This window comes from Ruegeria sp. BC8 (assembly GCF_056535705.1).
Genome location: NZ_JBQFIV010000001.1, coordinates 1,963,289 through 1,982,777 on the forward strand (window position 1 = coordinate 1,963,289; position 19,489 = coordinate 1,982,777).

At 62.2% G+C, this 19,489-nt stretch carries 21 protein-coding genes; 12 read left to right on the forward strand and 9 right to left on the reverse strand.

Annotation, left to right across the window (positions count from 1 at the left end; genetic code table 11):
• The first annotated feature begins 72 nt into the window (after positions 1 to 72).
• Entirely contained in the window at positions 73 to 519 is a 447-nt protein-coding gene (locus ACR3EK_RS09955; RefSeq protein WP_480633291.1) for a MerR family transcriptional regulator, read from the forward strand.
• Here ACR3EK_RS09955 and ACR3EK_RS09960 read toward each other — a convergent pair.
• Positions 500 to 919, reverse strand: coding sequence for an HIT family protein (locus ACR3EK_RS09960; RefSeq protein ID WP_093962481.1), 420 nt, complete (start codon positions 917 to 919; stop codon positions 500 to 502). The two genes, ACR3EK_RS09955 and ACR3EK_RS09960, sit on opposite strands and share 20 nt — an antisense overlap.
• 292 nt (positions 920 to 1,211) lie before the next feature.
• Between ACR3EK_RS09960 and ctaD the strand changes: the two genes are divergently transcribed.
• From ctaD to ACR3EK_RS09975, 3 genes are all read left to right on the forward strand, one after another.
• Positions 1,212 to 2,870: a cytochrome c oxidase subunit I gene (ctaD, locus tag ACR3EK_RS09965; protein WP_170337942.1), complete on the forward strand. Its 1,659-nt coding sequence runs from the start codon at positions 1,212 to 1,214 to the stop codon at positions 2,868 to 2,870.
• Between the two features lie 155 nt (positions 2,871 to 3,025).
• Complete coding sequence (locus tag ACR3EK_RS09970; RefSeq protein ID WP_170358614.1) at positions 3,026 to 3,625, forward strand: 2-hydroxychromene-2-carboxylate isomerase; 600 nt, start codon at positions 3,026 to 3,028, stop codon at positions 3,623 to 3,625.
• 43 nt (positions 3,626 to 3,668) lie between these two features.
• Positions 3,669 to 4,160 (forward strand): DUF2244 domain-containing protein, encoded by a 492-nt coding sequence (locus ACR3EK_RS09975; RefSeq protein ID WP_170358612.1) that lies wholly within the window; start codon positions 3,669 to 3,671, stop codon positions 4,158 to 4,160.
• 6 nt (positions 4,161 to 4,166) lie between these two features.
• Here ACR3EK_RS09975 and ACR3EK_RS09980 read toward each other — a convergent pair whose 3' ends face one another.
• Positions 4,167 to 4,652 carry a GatB/YqeY domain-containing protein gene (locus ACR3EK_RS09980; RefSeq protein WP_170338416.1) on the reverse strand — a complete coding sequence of 162 codons (486 nt, stop codon included), beginning with the start codon at positions 4,650 to 4,652 and terminating at the stop codon, positions 4,167 to 4,169.
• A 183-nt stretch (positions 4,653 to 4,835) separates the two neighbouring features.
• Here ACR3EK_RS09980 and carA point away from each other — a divergent pair, with 183 nt between their 5' ends.
• Positions 4,836 to 6,002 (forward strand): glutamine-hydrolyzing carbamoyl-phosphate synthase small subunit, encoded by a 1,167-nt coding sequence (gene carA / locus ACR3EK_RS09985; RefSeq protein WP_170458619.1) that lies wholly within the window; start codon positions 4,836 to 4,838, stop codon positions 6,000 to 6,002.
• Positions 6,003 to 6,091: 89 nt separating this feature from the next.
• Positions 6,092 to 8,011 carry a glycosyltransferase family 2 protein gene (locus ACR3EK_RS09990; protein ID WP_480633292.1) on the forward strand — a complete coding sequence of 640 codons (1,920 nt, stop codon included), beginning with the start codon at positions 6,092 to 6,094 and terminating at the stop codon, positions 8,009 to 8,011.
• Here the strand turns inward: ACR3EK_RS09990 and ACR3EK_RS09995 are convergent.
• A complete protein-coding gene (locus tag ACR3EK_RS09995) occupies positions 7,968 to 8,615 on the reverse strand; it encodes a GntR family transcriptional regulator (protein ID WP_480633293.1) in 648 nt (215 codons plus the stop codon). The genes ACR3EK_RS09990 and ACR3EK_RS09995 overlap by 44 nt on opposite strands.
• A gap of 101 nt (positions 8,616 to 8,716) precedes the next feature.
• Between ACR3EK_RS09995 and ACR3EK_RS10000 the strand changes: the two genes are divergently transcribed.
• The 3 genes from ACR3EK_RS10000 (at position 8,717) to ACR3EK_RS10010 (ending at position 11,004) form a co-directional block, all read left to right on the forward strand.
• The gene (locus ACR3EK_RS10000; protein WP_170437955.1) at positions 8,717 to 9,361 is read left to right on the forward strand and encodes a pyrimidine 5'-nucleotidase; all 645 of its coding nucleotides are present in this window, start codon (positions 8,717 to 8,719) and stop codon (positions 9,359 to 9,361) included.
• Positions 9,362 to 9,484: 123 nt separating this feature from the next.
• A complete protein-coding gene (locus ACR3EK_RS10005; protein WP_093962490.1) occupies positions 9,485 to 9,733 on the forward strand; it encodes a hypothetical protein in 249 nt (82 codons plus the stop codon).
• Between the two features lie 74 nt (positions 9,734 to 9,807).
• Positions 9,808 to 11,004: a UbiH/UbiF family hydroxylase gene (locus ACR3EK_RS10010; RefSeq protein WP_170528986.1), complete on the forward strand. Its 1,197-nt coding sequence runs from the start codon at positions 9,808 to 9,810 to the stop codon at positions 11,002 to 11,004.
• A 13-nt stretch (positions 11,005 to 11,017) separates the two neighbouring features.
• On the opposite strand, the gene ACR3EK_RS10015 is transcribed toward ACR3EK_RS10010, so the two are convergent.
• Entirely contained in the window at positions 11,018 to 12,145 is a 1,128-nt protein-coding gene (locus tag ACR3EK_RS10015) for an aminotransferase class V-fold PLP-dependent enzyme (RefSeq protein WP_480633294.1), read from the reverse strand.
• 231 nt (positions 12,146 to 12,376) lie between these two features.
• Between ACR3EK_RS10015 and ACR3EK_RS10020 the strand changes: the two genes are divergently transcribed.
• A complete protein-coding gene (locus tag ACR3EK_RS10020) occupies positions 12,377 to 13,078 on the forward strand; it encodes a UTRA domain-containing protein (protein ID WP_170366434.1) in 702 nt (233 codons plus the stop codon).
• Between the two features lie 3 nt (positions 13,079 to 13,081).
• On the opposite strand, the gene ACR3EK_RS10025 is transcribed toward ACR3EK_RS10020, so the two are convergent.
• Together ACR3EK_RS10025 and ACR3EK_RS10030 are read right to left on the reverse strand one after the other, a co-directional pair.
• Entirely contained in the window at positions 13,082 to 13,540 is a 459-nt protein-coding gene (locus ACR3EK_RS10025) for an Lrp/AsnC family transcriptional regulator (RefSeq protein WP_005982267.1), read from the reverse strand.
• Entirely contained in the window at positions 13,537 to 13,992 is a 456-nt protein-coding gene (locus ACR3EK_RS10030; protein ID WP_170366436.1) for an Lrp/AsnC family transcriptional regulator, read from the reverse strand. The genes ACR3EK_RS10025 and ACR3EK_RS10030 overlap by 4 nt, the downstream gene beginning before the upstream one ends.
• Before the next feature lie 131 nt (positions 13,993 to 14,123).
• Here ACR3EK_RS10030 and ilvC point away from each other — a divergent pair, with 131 nt between their 5' ends.
• Together ilvC and ACR3EK_RS10040 are read left to right on the forward strand one after the other, a co-directional pair.
• Entirely contained in the window at positions 14,124 to 15,146 is a 1,023-nt protein-coding gene (gene ilvC, locus ACR3EK_RS10035) for a ketol-acid reductoisomerase (protein ID WP_093962496.1), read from the forward strand.
• A 72-nt stretch (positions 15,147 to 15,218) separates the two neighbouring features.
• Positions 15,219 to 16,121, forward strand: a complete 903-nt coding sequence (locus ACR3EK_RS10040; protein ID WP_480633295.1) for a DMT family transporter — start codon at positions 15,219 to 15,221, stop codon at positions 16,119 to 16,121.
• Here ACR3EK_RS10040 and glmM read toward each other — a convergent pair.
• The 3 genes from glmM to ACR3EK_RS10055 are packed head-to-tail and all read right to left on the reverse strand — an operon-like array spanning position 16,115 to position 19,412.
• Positions 16,115 to 17,461, reverse strand: coding sequence for a phosphoglucosamine mutase (gene glmM / locus ACR3EK_RS10045; RefSeq protein WP_170372246.1), 1,347 nt, complete (start codon positions 17,459 to 17,461; stop codon positions 16,115 to 16,117). The genes ACR3EK_RS10040 and glmM overlap by 7 nt on opposite strands.
• Positions 17,462 to 17,496: 35 nt before the next feature.
• Positions 17,497 to 18,495, reverse strand: a complete 999-nt coding sequence (gene folP, locus ACR3EK_RS10050) for a dihydropteroate synthase (RefSeq protein ID WP_480633296.1) — start codon at positions 18,493 to 18,495, stop codon at positions 17,497 to 17,499.
• Positions 18,492 to 19,412: a dihydroneopterin aldolase gene (locus ACR3EK_RS10055; protein ID WP_170370719.1), complete on the reverse strand. Its 921-nt coding sequence runs from the start codon at positions 19,410 to 19,412 to the stop codon at positions 18,492 to 18,494. Before ACR3EK_RS10055 ends, folP begins: the two co-directional genes overlap by 4 nt.
• Between the last annotated feature and the right edge of the window lie 77 nt (positions 19,413 to 19,489).

Genomic DNA, 19,489 nt, shown 5'->3' on the forward strand with positions numbered 1-19,489 from the left:
CGTGTCCTTGTCTGGGTCATGGTCCATACCTAATTCCTCTAGTGACTAGAGGTTCAAGGGGGATTGCAGAAAATGTTCTCGATCGGGGATTTGTCCCGGCGCACAGGCGTCAAAACCGCCACGATCCGGTTTTACGAAGACAGGGGCCTGCTGCCGCCGCCGGAACGGACCGCCGGCAACCAACGGCGTTATGACCGCGCTGCGCTCGAGCGGCTGCGCTTTGTCAAACACACGCGCGATCTTGGACTGCCATTGGCCGATGTCGAGGCCCTGCTGTCATTGGAAGGCGCCCAAGGCGCCGATCTGAACCGGGCACACGAAATCGCCGAGCGGCAACTGGCGGACCTGCAGGATCGGATTGCAAAACTGCACCGGCTCGAGACCGAACTTGCCCGGATCGCGGCCGCCTGCGACGGGCAGCACGACCATGTCTGTTCAGTCTTGCAGGCGCTTGGGGATCACGATGCCTGTTCAGGGACGCATCAGGCCCCCCCACCCGTCACGCCAGCGCAGCCCTGATGCGCTCGGCGTGTTTGGCGATCTCGTCGAAATCGCCCATCTTACCAGGCGGGCGCAGAGAGACGCCCTCGTGCCGGGGCAGGACATGGAAATGCAGGTGAAACACCTCCTGCCCTCCGGCCGCCTCGTTGAACTGCTGGATGGTCACCCCTTCGGCGTCAAAGGCGCGCATGACCGCACGCGCCAGTTTCTGAACCGTGGTCATGACGGCGGCCAATTGCTCGGGTGTGGCATCCAGCACGTTGCGGCAAGGCGTTTTCGGGATCACCAGAAGGTGCCCGTCCGCACGCGGCATGATATCCATGAAAGCCAGCGTGTCCTCATCCTCGTAGACGCGGGTCGAGGGGATCTCGCCCCGCAGGATCTTGGCAAAGATGTTTTCGGGATCATAAGCGGTCATGGTGGGTCTCCGACAAAGGGGCTGCGTGCTGTTCTGCGGCCAAGCCCGCAGCGGGTCAAGGCGTGATTCCGCCCTTGGACAGCCCCTGTCCTTGCAATTCGCCCGATCATCCCCAGATACCGGTCATCCAAGGCCGATATCGCGCGGGTGTCCTCCTGCCCCGCGACAATTATTCTTGATCCAGATCAAACTCGGCCATTGAAGGCCGCCCCCTTGCATTCTAAAACCAGCAGGAATCCCGCGCGCCGGAGAGGTCCGGCTGCGCGGTCTATTTGCAACAGGAGGCACCTAAATGGCAGACGCAGCCATTCATGGTCACGATCATGAAGACCAGCGCGGATTCTTTACCCGGTGGTTCATGTCGACCAACCACAAGGATATCGGGATCCTTTACCTGATCTTCTCGGCCTTTGCCGGGTTCATCTCGGTCGCGATGACCATCTACATGCGGCTTGAACTGATGCATCCGGGCGTTCAGTACATGTGCCTGGAAGGCTTCATGGCCGACCCCTGCACGCCCAACGGACACCTTTGGAACGTGATGATCACCTATCACGGTGTCCTGATGATGTTCTTTGTGGTCATTCCCGCCCTGTTCGGCGGTTTTGGCAACTATTTCATGCCGTTGCAGATCGGCGCGCCGGACATGGCGTTCCCCCGGATGAACAACCTGTCCTTCTGGCTGTATGTCGCCGGCACCTCGCTGGGCATCGCCTCGCTGCTGGCCCCAGGCGGTAACGACCAGGCCGGCTCGGGCGTGGGCTGGGTTCTTTACCCGCCGCTGTCGACGACCGAAGGCGGCATGTCCATGGACCTGGCGATCTTTGCCGTGCACGTATCGGGCGCCTCCTCGATCCTCGGCGCGATCAACATGATCACCACCTTCCTGAACATGCGTGCCCCGGGCATGACCCTGTTCAAGGTGCCGCTGTTCAGCTGGTCGATCTTCGTCACCTCGTGGCTGATTCTGCTGTCGCTGCCGGTTCTGGCGGGCGCGATCACCATGCTGCTGATGGACCGCAACTTCGGCTTCACCTTCTTTGATCCGGCCGGTGGCGGTGACCCGATCCTGTACCAGCATATCCTGTGGTTCTTTGGACACCCCGAAGTGTACATCGTGATCCTGCCAGGCTTCGGCATCATCAGCCACGTGATCGCCACTTTCTCGCGCAAGCCGATCTTTGGCTATCTGCCGATGGTCTGGGCGATCATCGCAATCGGCGCACTGGGCTTCGTCGTGTGGGCACACCACATGTACACCGTCGGAATGTCGCTGCGCCAGCAGGCGTACTTCATGCTGGCCACGATGGTCATCGCGGTTCCGACGGGGGTCAAGGTGTTCTCGTGGATCGCCACCATGTGGGGCGGCTCGATCGAGTTCAAGACGCCGATGCTGTTCGCCTTCGGCTTTCTGTTCCTGTTCACCGTCGGCGGTGTGACCGGTGTGGTTCTGTCGCAGGCCGGTATCGACCGTGCCTACCACGACACCTACTATGTCGTCGCGCACTTCCACTACGTGATGAGCCTGGGTGCAGTCTTCGCCATCTTTGCCGGGGTGTACTTCTACTTCTCGAAGATGACGGGCCGTCAGTACTCGGAGTTCTGGGGCAAGGTGCACTTCTGGATGTTCTTCATCGGTGCAAACCTAACCTTCTTCCCGCAGCACTTTCTGGGCCGTCAGGGCATGCCGCGCCGGTATATCGACTATCCCGAAGCCTTCGCTCAGTGGAACTTCGTCTCGTCGATCGGTGCGTTCGTCTCGTTCGCTTCGTTCCTGCTGTTCTTCGGGATCGTGTTCTACGCCCTGTTCCGGGGCGCCAAGGAAACACGCCCGAACCCGTGGAACGAATACGCGGATACGCTGGAATGGACCCTGCCCTCGCCGCCGCCCGAGCACACGTTCGAGCAGCTGCCCAAGCAGGAAGACTGGGACAAAGGCCACGCGCACTGATCCCTTCCCGAAAACAGGAAACCCCGCCTTCACGGCGGGGTTTTTCTTTTACTGTTCGCGCTCTATCGGCCATCGCATTCCGCGGGCGGTCGCAATATCGTTGAAAATCGGGTATCCTTGGGGCGCCGCATGTCCGGCCAATCTCCGAGGTCACCATGCCCGATATTGATTTCTGGTACTCCATCGGCAGCACTTACAGTTTCCTGACCATCATGCGTCTGGACGATTGGTGCGCAGAACACCAGGCACAGGTTAACTGGCGCCCTTTCGACGTGCGCGCGGTCATGTCTGAACAGAAGAACATTCCGTTTGCGGGCAAACCCGTCAAGTCGGCCTATATGTGGCGCGACATCGAACGCCGGGCAGCCAAGTACCATATCCACGCCAAGCTGCCGGCCCCCTATCCGATTTCGAACCTCGAATTGGCCAACCAGGTCGCGCTGCTGGGAATCCGGGAAGGATGGGGCAAGAGCTTTACCCAAAACCTTTACAGGATCTGGTTTGAGGACGGTATCGAAGCCGGCAGTGAAACCGCCATGTCCGAGGCTCTGTTCCGCTGCCAGCTGGACCCGCTGCCGGTCCTAGCCCGCGCGCGCAGCCCCGAAATCGAAACCGCGTTGAAAGCTGAAACCGAAACGGCGGTGGGCCTGGGCGTATTCGGCGCGCCCAGCTTTGTCACGCGGGGCGAAGTGTTCTGGGGCGACGACCGGCTTGAGGATGCGCTGTCCTGGGCGAGGGTCGGACACGTCGTTTGAAATTGGCAATCGACACCGGATCAGCAGGCGCTATTTTTGCAATATGCCCTACCATTGGAACGACAGCTCGAACTCGGAACAGGAATTGCGCCTTTGGCCGCACAATTCACTGCCACCGCGCGGCGCGATAGCCGTCGTGCTATCGGTTTTCCTGTTTGGACTGATACCCCTGCTGGCAGTTCTGGGATCGGTTCTGCTGTGGGGGCTATTGCCGTTCCTTCTGTTGACGGTGGCGGGCCTATGGCTTGCGATCCAGGCGAACTATCGGTCCCGAAACGTGTTTGAGGTACTGACCCTTACCGGAACCCAAGCACGCCTGATCCATCACAGCGCCCGGACCGGCCAGCAGGAATGGACTTGCAATCGATACTGGGCCCGTCCGGAAATGCACAAGGCCGGCGGACCCGTCCCGAACTATGTGACCCTGTCGGGTGAAGGACGGGTGGTCGAGATTGGCGCGTTCCTCTCAGAGGAGGAACGCATTGCCTTGTATGATGATCTGGTAAAACGGCTGCGCGAACCGGCGCTTGAATAAAGCGCGTCAGCAGTCGCCGTTGGAGGCGGCGCACAGGTGGTCTTTGACCAGCGGCCCCACCTTTCCAAAGTCCATCTGGCCTGTGTAGTTGGCCTTGAGCTCGCCCATGACCTTGCCCATGTCCCGGATCGACCCGGCACCGGTCGCCGTGATCGCCGTCTGGATGGCCTTTGCGACCTCATCATCATCCAACTGCTTGGGCAGGAATTCCTCGATGATCTTTACCTCGCGCAGTTCGCGCTCGGCCAGGTCCAAACGACCGCCTTCCTCATAGGCCCGCGCGCTTTCTTTGCGCTGCTTGCTCATTTTCCCAAGAATTTCAAGAACATCCGCGTCATCGCAGCCCTTGGCCTCTTCGTTTCCGGCCGCGCGCAGCGCGATGTCCCGATCCTTGATCGCGGCATTGACCAGCCGCAGCGTCGACAGACGCTCGGCATCCTTGTCCTTCATTGCTTGCTTCAGGGCAGTGGTCACCCGAGTTCGCATATCCATCTGTTCTGTCCATCCCCATGGCAACGGAACCCCGAACATATCTAAACAAAATCCGAGGCACAACAGCAGACAGATAAGGCTAAATCATTGAAAAACAACAATAGCCCAAAATTTGAACAGGGTTGACCCGAGGCACCAACCCCCTTAGTTATGCGCCGATTTACCCGATAGGAGAGTCGCGCCATGGCCCATCAAGCCACGTCCAAGCCCACCGCATGTCTGGCTCTGGCCGACGGAACGCTCTTCTTCGGAACCGGGTTCGGCGCCACGGGGCAAACCGAGGCCGAGCTGTGTTTCAATACCGCGATGACCGGATATCAGGAAATAATGACCGACCCGTCCTATGCCGGGCAGATCGTGACCTTCACCTTCCCACATATCGGAAATGTTGGCGTCAATCCCGACGATGACGAAACCGCCGATCCGGTGGCCGCGGGCATGGTCGTGAAATGGGATCCGACCGAGCCGTCGAACTGGCGCTCGGCCGAGCGGCTGACCGACTGGCTGGCCCGCCGTGGCCGGATCGCCATCGGTGGCGTCGATACCCGCCGGTTGACCCGTGCGATCCGCCAGCAAGGCGCTCCGCATGTCGCGTTGGCCCATGATCCGCAGGGCAATTTCGACATCGAAGCCCTGGTAGCAGCGGCGCGTGGTTTCGTCGGGCTGGAGGGCATGGATCTGGCCAAGGATGTGACCTGCGCCCAAAGCTACCGCTGGGACGAAATGCGCTGGGCCTGGCCGGACGGTTACCAGCGGCAGGAAGCGCCGGTGCACAAGGTGGTCGCGTTGGACTACGGCGCAAAACGGAACATCCTGCGCTGCCTGGCCTCGGCCGGTTGCGACGTGACGGTCCTGCCTGCAACCGCAACCGCGGCTGAGGTACTGGCGCACGACCCTGATGGCGTATTTCTGTCCAACGGCCCGGGAGACCCGGCGGCGACAGGCACTTATGCTGTGCCGATGATCAAGGAAATACTTGAAACCACGGATCTGCCGATTTTCGGGATCTGCCTTGGTCACCAGATGCTGGCACTGGCGTTGGGCGGCAAGACTATCAAGATGAACCACGGGCACCACGGCGCGAACCACCCGGTCAAGGACCTGGAAACCGGCAAGGTCGAGATCACCTCGATGAACCACGGATTCGCGGTCGACGCCCAATCGTTGCCTGCGGGGGTGGTTGAAACCCACCGGTCGCTTTTCGATGGCTCGAACTGCGGCATCCGCATGTCCGATCGCCCGGTGTATTCGGTTCAGTATCACCCCGAAGCCTCGCCCGGCCCGCAAGACAGCTTTTACCTGTTTGAACGGTTTGCCGCGGCCATGGCCGACCGAAAAGTGCGCGCTTAATCCCGCAGGTTTGCGGACCGCATCAACGTTAACCCGGAATTAACCTTGATTGAGCAACTCTGACCCGACACTTCGGGCAGGGTTCTATGATGGTTGAATTGAATTTTCTGGGTCACGGGCCTGCGACCCCGGTTTCCGGCATTGGCCCCCGCAAACCTTTGGGCACTTGCCTGATCGACTTGGGGGTGATTACCCCCGCTCAACTGGATCACGCCCTGAAACTGCAGGAGCGGCAGAACGCTCCTCTGGGCGAAATTCTGGTTGGCGAGCATATGGCCTCGCGCGGCGATGTGTTGTTGGCGCTGGGCCAACAACATGGGCTGCAGATCGCCGATCTGGAAAACACGCCGCCACCCGCTGACCTTTGCGCGCTGCGCCCGATGCGGTTCTGGCTGACGCACAACGCCATTCCGTGGCTGCGAGTCGGGCCCGTGCTTTTGGTCGCGACGGCATACCCAGACCGCTTTGATGAAATACGGTACGGGTTGGCAGATTGCGCCCAGACAGTCCTGCCTGTGCTGGCCGCACCCGATGACATCGACCAAGCCATCGCCCGACATTACGCAAAACCTTTGGCTGAGGCGGCGGAAACGCGGGCGCCGCTATCGCAAAGCTGCCGCTCATGGACTGCGAGTTCACGTCTCCTGCCGACCCTCTTGGCGCTGGCCGCGCTTGTGGGCCTGGGTCTGCAACCGAATGCCGGGCTATCCCTGCTGTTCTGGGCCGCAGTTTCAACGCTGATCCTGTTCCTGATTCTTCGGCTGGCCGGGTTGATATCGTATCTCTTCCCCCAAAAGGCCAAAAACCCAGACGGTTTGCTTGCGCAACACCGCCTGCCCTGCGTGTCCATCCTGGTGCCGCTGCACAAGGAACGGGAAATCGCCGGTGCGCTGATCCAACGGCTAACACGCCTGACCTATCCAAAGGCGCTGTTGGACGTGATCCTGGTCTTGGAAGAGCATGATGACGTCACCCGGTCAGCGCTTGCGCAGACCACCCTGCCCAGCTGGATCCGAACGCTGGAGGTGCCCGATCTTGGCAACCTGACCACCAAACCACGGGCGATGAACTATGCGCTGGATTTCTGCCGAGGAGAGATTTTGGGCGTCTGGGACGCCGAGGATGCGCCTCTGCCAGACCAAATCGAGACCGTGGTGGAGCAATTCGCCCGCGCGCCCGATGATGTGGTCTGCCTGCAGGGTGTTCTGGACTACTACAACCCGCGCACCAACTGGCGCTCGCGTTGCTTCACCATCGAATACAGCGGTTGGTTCCGCGTGATCCTGCCCGGAATCGCGCGGTTGGGTCTTGTGGTGCCGCTGGGTGGAACGACGTTCTTCTTCCGCAGGGACAAGCTGTTGGAATTGGGAGGCTGGGACGCTCACAACGTGACCGAGGACGCGGATTTGGGGGTTCGGCTCAGCCGCGCGGGCTATCGCACCGAAATAGTGAAAACCGCCACGTATGAAGAGGCCAATTTCCGCGCCTGGCCTTGGGTGAAGCAACGCTCGCGCTGGCTGAAAGGGTTCATGGTCACATACCTTGTCCACATGCGCTCGCCCCTGGCATTGATGCGCGATCTGGGGATGTGGCGCTTTCTGGGTGTCCAAGCCTTTTTCCTGGGAACGGTCGGACAATTCCTGCTTGCCCCGGTGCTGTGGGTCTTCTGGCTGACCTTTTTGGGGCTGACGAACCCTTTCGAAGCTGTATTGGCTCCGCAAATCTTGCACGCCTGTGTCTTCCTGTTCCTGACCGCCGAGGCCGCGAACATCCTTGTCGGAGGCTTGGGCGTGATCGCCGGCGGTCGCCGTTTCCTGCTGCCGTGGGTCCCGACCATGGCACTCTACTACCCCTTGGGCGTGGCAGCAGCCTACAAGGCGCTGTGGGAACTGGCGGTCAGACCGTTCTTCTGGGACAAGACCCAGCACGGACAGGCCAGCGAAGAAGTGCAGCCAGACGACGAAGCTATTTCTCGCGCCGGATTGCATCCTGCTTCAGCCGGGTCATGAACGCGACCGAGATATGTTCCTTCAATGCCCGGCCGGCGGCTTCTTCGTCATGAGCCGCGATCGCCTCGACGATCCCCTTGTGCTCACTCTGAGCGATCTCACCGCGGCCCTGCGCGGCCAATGAAGTCGTTGCCATCAGAGCCATGGTGCGATGGACAAGGTCCAATTGCTGAACAAGGTAGCGGTTGTGCGACGCAAGGTGGATCTGCTCGTGGAACCGCCGGTTGGCCCGGGAAAGAGCCACTGGATCATCCACAAGCGCGTCATCGGCTTCGACCATATCCTGCAGGACTTTGATTTCCTCATCCGTGGCGTGGCGCGCGGCCAGTCGGGCCGCCAGCCCTTCCAACTCACGCCGCACGACATACAGCTCGGCCATCTGGTTGTGGTCCAGCGAGGCCACGATGAGCGACCGCCCGTCACGTTCCAGCAGCGATTGCGTCTCGAGCCGCTGCAGCGCCTCGCGGATCGGGGTGCGCGACACGCCGAACCGCTCGGCCAGTTCGCTTTCCACCAGCCGGTCGCCGGGTTTGTACACCCCCACGTCGATCGCTTCGAGGATCAGGCTGTAGGCATCGGTCTGGGGCTGTCGGGACTGGTTCATTGGGTCGGGTCTCTCCTCGTTCGAACCTGTCTATCCGGGCCATGGGTCTGCAATCAAGTGCGCCATTGAAAACCCGGTGGCCGCGGCCTAAACCCAAGCCTATGGTCAAGCCTGCATTTTCACATGTCACCCAATGGGTGTTCGATCTAGACAATACCCTGTATCCGCCACAGATGCGCCTGTTCGATCAGATCGAGGTGCTGATGACCGAATACGTCGTCGAAGCCCTGCGCGTCGACCGGGCCGAGGCTGACCGGCTACGCCAGCACTATTGGCGCGAACACGGCACCACGCTGGCCGGGCTGATGGCGGAACATGACCTGGACCCCGAGCCCTACTTGCACGCGGTTCATCAGGTCGACCTGAGCCACATGGAACCCGACCCCGCGCTGGCCGCGCATATCCGGGCCCTGCCCGGGCGGCGCATCGTCTACACCAACGGCAGCGCGCCCTATGCCGAGCGGGTTCTGGCCTCACGCGGGCTGGATGGGCTGTTTGACGCGATCTATGGGGTCGAACATGCGGGATATCGGCCCAAACCGGACAAGGCCGCGTTTGAAACGGTCTTTGCCCGCGACGGCATCCACCCCGACCGCGCCGCTATGTTCGAAGACGAGCCTCGCAACCTGAAGGCCCCGCATGACATGGGCATGCGTACCGTGCATGTTGCCCCCGATCCGCATGACGCGGATCATATCCACCACCACACCGATGACCTGACCGCCTTTCTCGCGCGCCTGATCTGAATCACCCGAAACTGCGACGAAATGCGCCTGCGCGCAGCCCGAAACTGCGACGATCCGCGCATTCTGCAGCTGCAAAGTCGTTCCTACATCAGGCTCAGCGACGAACAGAACTGGAGACGCCCGATGACCGCGATCGAGATGCCCGGCCGCCTGCCTTTTTGGCAGCGCCTGCTTTTTGCAATTCCCCTGTTTGGCTGGCTGGCCCGCGATGCGGCCAATGGCAAGCCCGAGGATCTCGGCTATACCGTTGCGGCGCTGGTCAGCATGTGGGGCTGTTCGGCCCTGTTGTTCGGCCTGCCGGGCCTGTATCTGCCGGCCCTGGCGATGGTGCCGGTGATGTTCCTGATTCTGGTCCTGATTTCACGCGGCTAGACCACGGGACAGGATGTCACTTGGCGCAGGCCCTAGAACCGCACTAGGGTCCGCAGGCAACGGAGAGTGACGCGATGACCGACAGTTGTGACATCCTGATTTCCGGCGGCGGCATCGCCGGGCTGACCGCGGCGGCCGTATTTGGCGCCGCAGGGTTCGACGTGATCTGCGTGGACCCGACCCCGCCCGTCACCGACCGCGACGCCGACGGGTCCGACCTGCGCACCACTGCGTTTCTGCAACCGGCGCACGGCCTACTGCAGCACTGCGGGTTGTGGGACCGGCTGGAACCCCACGCCGCGCCCCTGCAGATCATGCGCATCGTGGACGCAGGCGGCGACATCCCCGAGCCGCGCGTTGTGCGCGATTTCAACGCCGCCGATATCTCGGATCAACCCTTTGGCTGGAACCTGCCCAACTGGCTGCTGCGGCGCGAGATGGTGGCCCGGCTGCACGAACTGCCGAATGTCGATTTCCGCCCCGGCACCGGCACCGTCAGCCTGTTCACCCGCACCGCCGAGGCCCGTGTGGGCCTGTCGGACGGCACGCGCATCCGCACCAAGCTGGTGATCGCCGCCGATGGCCGCAACTCGCCCATGCGCGAGGCTGCGGGGATCAAGGTCCAAACCACGCGATACGGGCAAAAGGCACTGGCCTTTGCAGTGACCCATCCGATCGCCCATGAAAACGTCTCGACCGAGATCCACCGGTCCGGCGGGCCGTTCACGCTGGTCCCCCTGCCCGATTGGCAGGGTCAACCCTCGTCGGCGATCGTGTGGATGGAGCGCGGCCCGCGTGCTGTCGACCTGCTGAACCTGCCAGAGGCAGAATTCGAGGCCGCAATGACCGAGCGGTCCTGTGGCCTGTTCGGACCGCTGAAACTGGCCTCGCGCCGGACGATCTGGCCGATCATCAGCCAATCGGCCGAGCGTCTGTCGGCCCAGCGCGTGGCCCTGATGGCCGAGGCCGCCCATGTGGTGCCCCCGATCGGGGCGCAGGGGCTGAACATGTCACTGGGGGATCTACGCAGCCTGCTGGACCTGGCCCAGGCCCGACCCGAGGGTCTGGGAGATGCCCAGATGCTCGATGCCTATCACAAGTCCCGCCATGCCGAGATCGAACTGCGCGTCAAGGGGATCGACCTGCTGAACCGCGCCTCGATGGTCGAGGCACGGCCGTTGCGCGATGCGCGCGCTGCCGGGCTGAACGCGCTTTATTCGATGCCGGTGGTGCGCAAGACGTTGATGCAGATGGGCCTCGGCGTGCGCTGAGGCCCGTACCGGCCTACAGCACCTGATCCAGAACCCGCTTCAGCCGGGCCACCGTTCCGTCGACATCATACAGCTTGTCCAACCCGAACAGGCCCAGGCGAAAGGTGCTGAACCCTTCGGGCTCGTCACATTGCAGCGGCACGCCGGCGGCAATCTGCATGCCTAGCGCGGCGAATTTCTTGCCGTTCTGCACCTCGGGGTCGTCGATATAGCTGACCACAACCCCCGGCGCGCCAAAGCCTTCGGCAGCAACCGAAACGACCCCCTTGTCGCGCAGCATCGCCCGCACCGCATTTCCCAGCCGCCATTGCGCTTCGCGCAGCTTGTCGAACCCATAGTCCCGGGTCTCCTGCATCGTATCGCGGAACGCCCGCAGCGCATCGGTGGGCATGGTGGCGTGATAGGCATGGCCGCCGCCTTCATAGGCCTGCATGATCTGGCGCCATTTCTTCAGGTCCAGCGCGAAACTGTCCGAGGTGGTCTCGGTCAGCCGCGCCTCGGCGCGATCGGACAGCATGACCAGACCGGCGCAGGGCGAGGCGCTCCAACCCTTTTGCGGGGCCGAGATCAGAACGTCCACGCCGGCGGCCTTCATGTCGATCCAGGCACAGCCCGAGGCGATGCAGTCGAGCACCATCAACGCGCCGACCTCGTGCGCGGCAGCGGCCATCGCGGTGACATAGTCATCCGGCAGAATGACCCCGGCCGAGGTTTCCACATGCGGCGCAAACACCACGCTGGGTCGCTGGCTGCGAATGGTTTCGACCACCTCGTCGATCGGCGCCGGCGCAAAGGGCGACGGGCTGGAATTCCCCGTTTGACGAGCCTTCAATACGGTGGCCGAGGCCGTCAGCCCTCCGGTTTCGATGATCTGGCTCCAGCGATACGAAAACCAGCCGTTGCGCACCACTAGCACGTCGGCGCCGCGGGCGTACTGTCGGGCCACGGCCTCCATCGCATAGGTTCCGCCACCCGGCACCACGGCCACGCCGTCCGCGCCATAGACCTTGCGCAGCATCCCTGAGATGTCGCGCATCACCTGCTGGAACGCCTGCGACATGTGGTTGAGCGAGCGGTCGGTGAACACGACCGAGAATTCTTCGAGCCCGTCCGGATCGACTGTATTCAACAATGCAGGCATGCTGTCTCCTTTTCTGGGTTGCTCACTTTCTGAAGGCTTTGCACCTGTTGGTAAAGTGCTCATTGACCCTCATGCGCTCCCCCTAAGTCAACGGTCAGAAGCTCGGCTGCACACCCGTCTCAGCAGCCTGATAGGCCGAATTGACGCCAATTAGTGTCACCTCTCTCTTTACACCTTGACGTGTTTCTGAACAGATACGCACATCTTGAGCTTGAAAGGATATTTTAGACCGTGAACGTTCAAAAGCGGATCAGTTTTCAATTCGTTCGGGACGAAGTGAAGCGGCGGATCGAGACACGGGTCTGGCCCCAAGGTTCCTTGCTGCCGACCGAAACCCAGCTTGCCGAAGAGTTCAACTGCGCGCGCGCAACCGTCAACCGTGCGCTGCGCGAACTGGCCGAGCAAGGGTTCGTCGAGCGCAAGCGCAAGAGCGGAACGCGGGTCAAGAAATCACCCAGCAAACAGGCCAAGCTGGAACTGTCGCTGGCCCGTCAGATCGTCGAAGACCAGAACCAGACCTACCGCTATGCCCTGGTCGAGCGCAGCATCGACAAGAGCCCCGGCTGGCTCAGCTCGCAACTGGGTCTGCCGCCGCAATCGCAGATCCTGCATCTGGTGTGCATGCACTATGCCGACAACCGCCCGTTTCAGCACGAAGAACGCTGGATCAACATTTCGACCGTCCCCGAGGTTGAAGATGCCAATCTGGAAGAGGTCGGGCCGCATGAATGGCTGTTGAATGCGAACCCCTTCATTGACGCCGAGCTTGCACTTTACGCCATTTCCGCCGACAGCCACTTGGCAGATTATATGGGAACGACGACCGGGGCCGCGATGATTCAGCTTGAGCGCACGACCTGGAAAGACGGACAGCCGGTTTCGTTTGCCCGCCTGACCCACCATCCGGGCTATTGCATCCGTACCCGTTACTGACCGCTAGCCAATCGGCCCGGGCAGGCGTTCTTCGCTCAGCAGTACATTTGCTTCGACATCCCCGGCCCCCGGCAGGGTCATGATACGACGCCGCAGGACCCGCTCAAAGTCCGCCAGGTCGCGTGCCACCACCCGCAGTCGGTAGTCATACAGGCCCAGTACGTGTTCCACGGTTTGGACTTCGGGAATGGCGCTGACGGCGCGTTCGAAATCTTCGAGGCTGACCTGCCCTTTACGCGCCAGCTTGACGCCCAAGAATACGGTGACGCCGAACCCCAGCGCCTCGGCGTTCAGGCGCAGCCGGCGCCCCTTGATGACGCCCGCCTGCTCCAGCCGCCGGATCCGGCGCCATGTGGCGGGCTGCGACAGCCCGAACCGCCGGCCCAAGGCGCCCGCGCTTTGAGTGGCGTCTTGGGCCAAGGCGCGCAGCAGTTTGCGGTCCAGTTCATCCAGTTCTATCATACCGGCAACACCTCGTCCCGCTTGACACGCGCGATGTGCATCAGGGCCTCGATGTCGGCGATATGCGGCAGGGTCAGGATTCGGTCGCGATAGACCTGCTGATAATGCGCCATGTCCCGCGCGATGACGGACAGACGGACATCCACCCGACCCAGAAAGGTCTGGATCTCGATCACCTCGGGCACCTTGCGGGCGGCTTCGGTGAATTCGTCGAAGGCGCGCGGCTGGGTCTTGTCCAGGGTCACCCGCAGCGACACCTCGACCGCATAGCCCATGGCGGACCAGTCGATCACGGCCTCCTGCCCCTGAATGATCCCGGCGGCCTGCATCTTCTCGATCCGGCGCCAGCACACGCCATTGCTGATCCGGCAACGCTCGGCCAGTTCGGCGGTGCTCAGGCTTGGGTCGGCCTGAAAATGGCGCAGGATGCGGCGGTCGATGTCGTCAAGCATGAATTTTTTAGGTTTCCCGATTTCCAAGAATTATTCTTCGCTTCTTTCATCGATATCCAATCTCATCGCTCTCGCCAATAGCAATCGCCGCAGATAGAAACGCAGCAATCGAAACAGAAAGGACCGGCAAAATGCGCGTCTATTACGATCGCGATTGCGACATCAACCTGATCAAGGACAAGAAAGTGGCCATCTTGGGCTATGGCTCTCAAGGTCACGCCCACGCGCTGAACCTGCGCGACTCGGGCGCCAAGAACCTGGTCGTCGCCCTGCGCGAAGGCTCGCCCTCGGCCAAGAAAGCCGAAGCCGAAGGTCTGCAGGTGATGGGCATTGCCGAGGCCGCGGCCTGGTGCGACGTCATCATGTTCACCATGCCCGACGAGCTTCAGGCCGAGACTTACAAGAAATACGTGCATGACAACATCAAGCCCGGCGCGGCAATCGCCTTTGCCCACGGCCTGAACGTGCATTTCGGCCTGATCGAGCCGAAAGAGGGCGTGGACGTCATCATGATGGCCCCCAAAGGCCCCGGCCACACCGTACGCGGCGAATATGTCAAAGGCGGCGGCGTGCCCTGCCTGGTGGCCGTTCACACCGACGCGACCGGCAAGGCGCTGGAAATCGGCCTGTCCTACTGCTCGGCCATCGGCGGCGGCCGTTCGGGCATCATCGAGACCAACTTCCGCGAGGAATGCGAAACCGACCTGTTCGGCGAGCAGGCCGTTCTTTGCGGCGGTCTGGTCGAACTGATCCGCTGCGGCTTTGAAACCCTGGTCGAGGCCGGCTATGCGCCCGAGATGGCCTATTTCGAGTGTCTGCACGAGGTGAAGCTGATCGTGGACCTGATCTATGAAGGCGGCATCGCCAACATGGACTACTCGATCTCGAACACCGCGGAATACGGTCAATACGTGACCGGCCCGCGCATCCTGCCCTATGAGCAGACCAAAAAGGCGATGAAAGAGGTTCTGAACGACATCCAGCAGGGCAAGTTCGTGCGCGACTTCATGCTGGAAAATCAGGTCGGTCAGCCCACGATCAAGGCCTCGCGCCGTGCCAATGACGAACACCAGATCGAAGAAGTCGGCAAAAAGCTGCGGGGCATGATGCCCTGGATTTCGGCCGGCAAGCTGGTCGATCAGGAAAAGAACTAAGCCCGAACGGCTTTAACCCAAGGGCGGCCCCGGAGGCCGCCCTTTTCATGCAGAACGGATGAACAGGCAGCGATGGTGCCTCAACCCGACATACGCGACTGGAGCGGCGTCATTGCCCTGGGCCTGATCTGGGGCGGCACCTTCATGGTCGTCGCGATGGCGTTGGAAGGCTATGGCCCGATCACGGTGGCCACAGCGCGGACGACGCTGGGCGCGGTGATGCTGTTGGCCTTGATGGGGCTGACCGGGCGGCGCATCCCCAGCCTGACACCGAGTCTGGCGTGGTCGGTGATCCTGATCGGCATCCTGTCCACCGCACTGCCTTTCGTGCTGCTCAGCTGGGGGCAGCAATATGTACCCTCGGCCTTTGCCGGGCTGTCCATGGCGGCGATTCCGCTGATGGTTCTTCCGCTGGCGCATTTCTTCTCGGACGAACCCCTGAACGCACGTCGTTTAGTCGGGGTATCCCTGGGCTTCACCGGAGCGCTGGTGCTTATCGGCCCAGGGCTGGCGCAACTGGGCAGCGGGGCCGAGCCGCTGGCCCAACTGGCCTGCATCGGGGCGGCGTTCTGCTATTCGGTGGCGTCGATCCTGACCCGGCGCTGCCCGCCAATCGACCCGGTGGTTCTGGCCGCACTGACATTGGTGGTGGGTGCGGTGATCCTGCTGCCGATCATGATGGCGACCGAGGGCGTGCCCGCCCCACAGGGTCTGCGCCCCACGCTTGCCTTGATCGTGCTGGGGCTTGTGCCTACGGCATTTGCGACCCTGCTGCGGGTGTCGATCATTCGCAGCGCCGGGTCGGTCTTCATGACGCTGGTGAACTATCAGGTGCCGGTCTGGTCGATGATCTTCGGCGCGTGGATCCTGTCCGAGGCACTGCCGCTGCGGTTTTACATTGCATTGGCGCTGATCCTGACTGGAATGGCCATCAGCCAATGGTTCAGCCTGCGCAAGTTGCTGTTGGGCTACTGACGCGCGGCGGCTTCGACCTCGGCCACGATCCCATCGACGACCTGCGCCAAAAGGGCGTCATCCTCGCATTCCGCCATCACGCGGATCAACGGCTCGGTGCCCGACTTGCGGATCAGCAACCGCCCCTGCCCGTTCAGCCGCGCCTCGGCATCGGCAATCGCGGCCTTGACCGTGTCCGCTTCCAGCGGAGCCTGCCCCTCGCCATAGCGCACGTTTTTCAACAGTTGCGGCACCGTCTCGAACTGCTGCGCCAGATCCGAGGCTTTGCGCCCCGAATTCACCATCTCGGCCAGGAAATGCAACCCCGCCATCAGGCCATCACCCGTGGTGGCATAGTCGCTCATGACGATATGGCCGGATTGCTCGCCGCCAAGGTTGAACCCGCCTTCCCGCATACGCTCGACCACATAGCGGTCTCCGACCGCCGTCCGTTCCAGCCGCAGCCCGCGCGCGCCCAGAAACCGTTCCAGCCCCAGGTTCGACATGACGGTCGCAACAAGCGCGCCGCCTTTCAGCCGTTCGGAAGTGGCCCAAGCGGTAGCCAGAAGGGCCATGAGTTGATCACCATCGGCGACCTGCCCGGTCTCATCCACGATCACCACCCGGTCGGCATCGCCGTCGAGGCAGATGCCCACATCCGCCCCATGCGCCACGACGGCCTCGGCCGCCACACGCGGCTGGGTCGAGCCGCAGCCCAGGTTGATGTTCTTGCCGTTGGGTGCCGTTCCCACCGGGATCACCTCGGCCCCCAGCTCCCACAGGACCTCGGGCGCGGTGCGGTGCGCGGCGCCGTTGGCGCAGTCGATCACCACCTTGAGGCCATCCAGACGCAGCTCGCGCGGCAGAGATGACTTGACCCGCTCGCCATAGCGGAACCGCGCGTCATCGACGCGCCGGGCGCGCCCGATATTCTGCGCCTGCGCGGGTTTGACCCCCTCTTCGATCAGCTGTTCGATTTCAAGTTCGGCCTGGTCGGACAGTTTGAACCCATCGGGTCCGAAGAACTTGATCCCATTGTCTTCGGCCGGGTTGTGGCTGGCCGAGATCATCACACCCAGATCGGCCCGCATCGACCGGGTCATCAGCCCGACCGCCGGTGTCGGCACCGGCCCTAGCAGCAGCACGTTCATGCCGGTCGACGTCAGACCCGCCGTCAGCGCGTTTTCCAGCATATAGCCCGACAGGCGCGTATCTTTTCCGATCACCACCCGGTGAACGCCCGAGCCATCCCGGCGGAAGTACCGCCCCACCGCCGCGCCGATCCGCAACGCCATCTCGGCCGTCATCGGATAGGTGTTGGCGGTGCCCCGCACCCCGTCGGTTCCGAACAGCTTGCGCATACCTGTTACTCCACAAAGTCCTGCCTGCGACCCGATTACCGGACAGCGGCCCACAGGCGCAAGGCCTGAGCGGTCTCGGCCACGTCATGCACCCGGATGATCTGCACACCTTGCGACAATCCTGCCAACGCAACGGCGATTGATCCCGGCGCGCGGGCATCCTTGCGCGGTTCCGCACCGATCCGGCCGATGAAGCCCTTGCGTGACACTCCTAGGAGGATCGGGCAGCCCAACCCGTGAAACAGGCTGAGATTGCGGAGTAGGCTTAGGTTGTGTTCCTCAGTCTTGCCAAAGCCTATGCCCGGATCAACGATGATCCGGCCCCGATCCAGCCCGAGGCCTTCCAGCCGGGCCACCTGCCCGGACAGGAAATCGTAGACGTCCAGCAGAACGTTGTCATAGGTCGGGTTGTCCTGCATCGTGGCCGGGTCGCCTTGCATGTGCATCACGCAGACCGGCGCATTGATTTCAGCGCAGAAAGCCCCAAGCGCGGGATCGAAGGTAAAGCCTGAAACATCGTTGATCAGCCCTGCCCCGGCCTCGACTGCGGCCCTGGCCACGGCGGATTTGCGCGTGTCGATCGAGATCAGCGCCGGTGTCTCGGCCCGGATCGCGCGGATCAAGGGCTGGGTGCGGGCGATCTCTTCGTCCTCGGGTACAAAATCCGCACCGGGGCGAGTGGATTCACCACCGATGTCCAGAATGGTCGCACCGTGCGCGACCATTTCCCGGGCTGCTGTACACGCGGCGTCGGGGGTGTTGTGCTTGCCACCGTCGGAAAAGCTGTCGGGCGTGGCGTTCAGAATGCCCATGATCTGCGGCTGCGCCATATCCAGTCCGGCAATCGCGGCGCGCGGTTGCGTCAGCCGGTCCAGCCACGTTTCAGGGATATCGGCAGCCGCAACGATCCGGGGTGCCGCGTCACGCTGCAGACATTCGGCATGGGTGAACCACAGGTCCTGCCCCGCCAGCAGCAAGGCCCCGTCCGGGCGCACAGGCCCGTGTTGCACCAATGGGCGATAGTAGCTGGTCACAGTTGCGCCTGCTCCACCGGAACCGCCCGAAGCGGCGTTTTGGGCGACTCGGGCAGTTCCCCGCCAATGACCAGCATTTCGCTGGCCTCAAAGGTGGCGGCGAACCAGGCGGCCAAGGCCACCGCATCGGACGGCGCCGCCGAAGGCCCATCGACCGCATCCAGCACGATCTTGGACGGTGCCCAGACACAGATCTGACCGTTCTTCATGGCCCAGTCCAGTTCGGTCCGGGTCGAGACGACGACGCAGCGATGATCACGCGCGGCCAGCACCCAGGCGTTCTGCTCGATCGCCAACAGGTCGATCCGGCGCTGGGTCATGGCATGGCCGGTCTGCGGCACCGGCAGATCGGAGGCGCCTACGCACAGAATCAGCGGTCGCTGTCGGTTTTCCAACTGGTCGATCCAGCCCGACAAATTTTCGGACTCAATCGCTGCGTTCGACAGAAAGACCAGCCGGGGATGTGGGCGCTCTTCCTCGATGACATCGTGATGGACCGCATCCTTGCCACGAACGATCTCGACACCCAAAGCACCCGGACCGCGATCCAGTTTTTCAATGCGGACAAAAGCTCTTACCGCCTGAGGTTCAAGCAGGATCCGCTCGGCTATTCGATCCGCCAGTGTCTCGAGCAAGTTCAGACGCTCGGCCGCCAGTTCATAGGCGATGGCCTCGGTCACCCGGTCATAGGACAGGATGCGATCGACATCATCGTCGATGTTTTCAGTCAGCGGGCGCACCTCGACCACGATGTTGAAACAGATGCGCTGGGTGGTGCCCCGTTCGGCCTGAAAAGCGCCGATCTCGACCTCGACAATGTGGTCGCGCAACGAGATACGATCCAGTGGCCCGCGTGGCGCAGTCGCCTCGGACCGTTCGGACGGGTGCGCAAAGGCAAGGCGGATTTCAGTACTCATGGCACGGGCCTTTTCGGGCAGCTTGGACAGGTTTGCCCAATTTAGTGGTTCCGCGCGGCTATAGCATTCAAGCAAAC

Coding starts and splice junctions, on each gene's coding strand:
- ACR3EK_RS09955 (WP_480633291.1), top strand. CDS start 73: ATGTTCTCGATCGGGGATTTGTCCCGGCGCACAGGCGTCAAAACCGCC.
- ACR3EK_RS09960 (WP_093962481.1), bottom strand. CDS start 919: ATGACCGCTTATGATCCCGAAAACATCTTTGCCAAGATCCTGCGGGGC.
- ctaD (WP_170337942.1), top strand. CDS start 1,212: ATGGCAGACGCAGCCATTCATGGTCACGATCATGAAGACCAGCGCGGA.
- ACR3EK_RS09970 (WP_170358614.1), top strand. CDS start 3,026: ATGCCCGATATTGATTTCTGGTACTCCATCGGCAGCACTTACAGTTTC.
- ACR3EK_RS09975 (WP_170358612.1), top strand. CDS start 3,669: ATGCCCTACCATTGGAACGACAGCTCGAACTCGGAACAGGAATTGCGC.
- ACR3EK_RS09980 (WP_170338416.1), bottom strand. CDS start 4,652: ATGGATATGCGAACTCGGGTGACCACTGCCCTGAAGCAAGCAATGAAG.
- carA (WP_170458619.1), top strand. CDS start 4,836: ATGGCCCATCAAGCCACGTCCAAGCCCACCGCATGTCTGGCTCTGGCC.
- ACR3EK_RS09990 (WP_480633292.1), top strand. CDS start 6,092: ATGGTTGAATTGAATTTTCTGGGTCACGGGCCTGCGACCCCGGTTTCC.
- ACR3EK_RS09995 (WP_480633293.1), bottom strand. CDS start 8,615: ATGAACCAGTCCCGACAGCCCCAGACCGATGCCTACAGCCTGATCCTC.
- ACR3EK_RS10000 (WP_170437955.1), top strand. CDS start 8,717: ATGGTCAAGCCTGCATTTTCACATGTCACCCAATGGGTGTTCGATCTA.
- ACR3EK_RS10005 (WP_093962490.1), top strand. CDS start 9,485: ATGACCGCGATCGAGATGCCCGGCCGCCTGCCTTTTTGGCAGCGCCTG.
- ACR3EK_RS10010 (WP_170528986.1), top strand. CDS start 9,808: ATGACCGACAGTTGTGACATCCTGATTTCCGGCGGCGGCATCGCCGGG.
- ACR3EK_RS10015 (WP_480633294.1), bottom strand. CDS start 12,145: ATGCCTGCATTGTTGAATACAGTCGATCCGGACGGGCTCGAAGAATTC.
- ACR3EK_RS10025 (WP_005982267.1), bottom strand. CDS start 13,540: ATGATAGAACTGGATGAACTGGACCGCAAACTGCTGCGCGCCTTGGCC.
- ACR3EK_RS10030 (WP_170366436.1), bottom strand. CDS start 13,992: ATGCTTGACGACATCGACCGCCGCATCCTGCGCCATTTTCAGGCCGAC.
- ilvC (WP_093962496.1), top strand. CDS start 14,124: ATGCGCGTCTATTACGATCGCGATTGCGACATCAACCTGATCAAGGAC.
- ACR3EK_RS10040 (WP_480633295.1), top strand. CDS start 15,219: ATGGTGCCTCAACCCGACATACGCGACTGGAGCGGCGTCATTGCCCTG.
- glmM (WP_170372246.1), bottom strand. CDS start 17,461: ATGCGCAAGCTGTTCGGAACCGACGGGGTGCGGGGCACCGCCAACACC.
- ACR3EK_RS10055 (WP_170370719.1), bottom strand. CDS start 19,412: ATGAGTACTGAAATCCGCCTTGCCTTTGCGCACCCGTCCGAACGGTCC.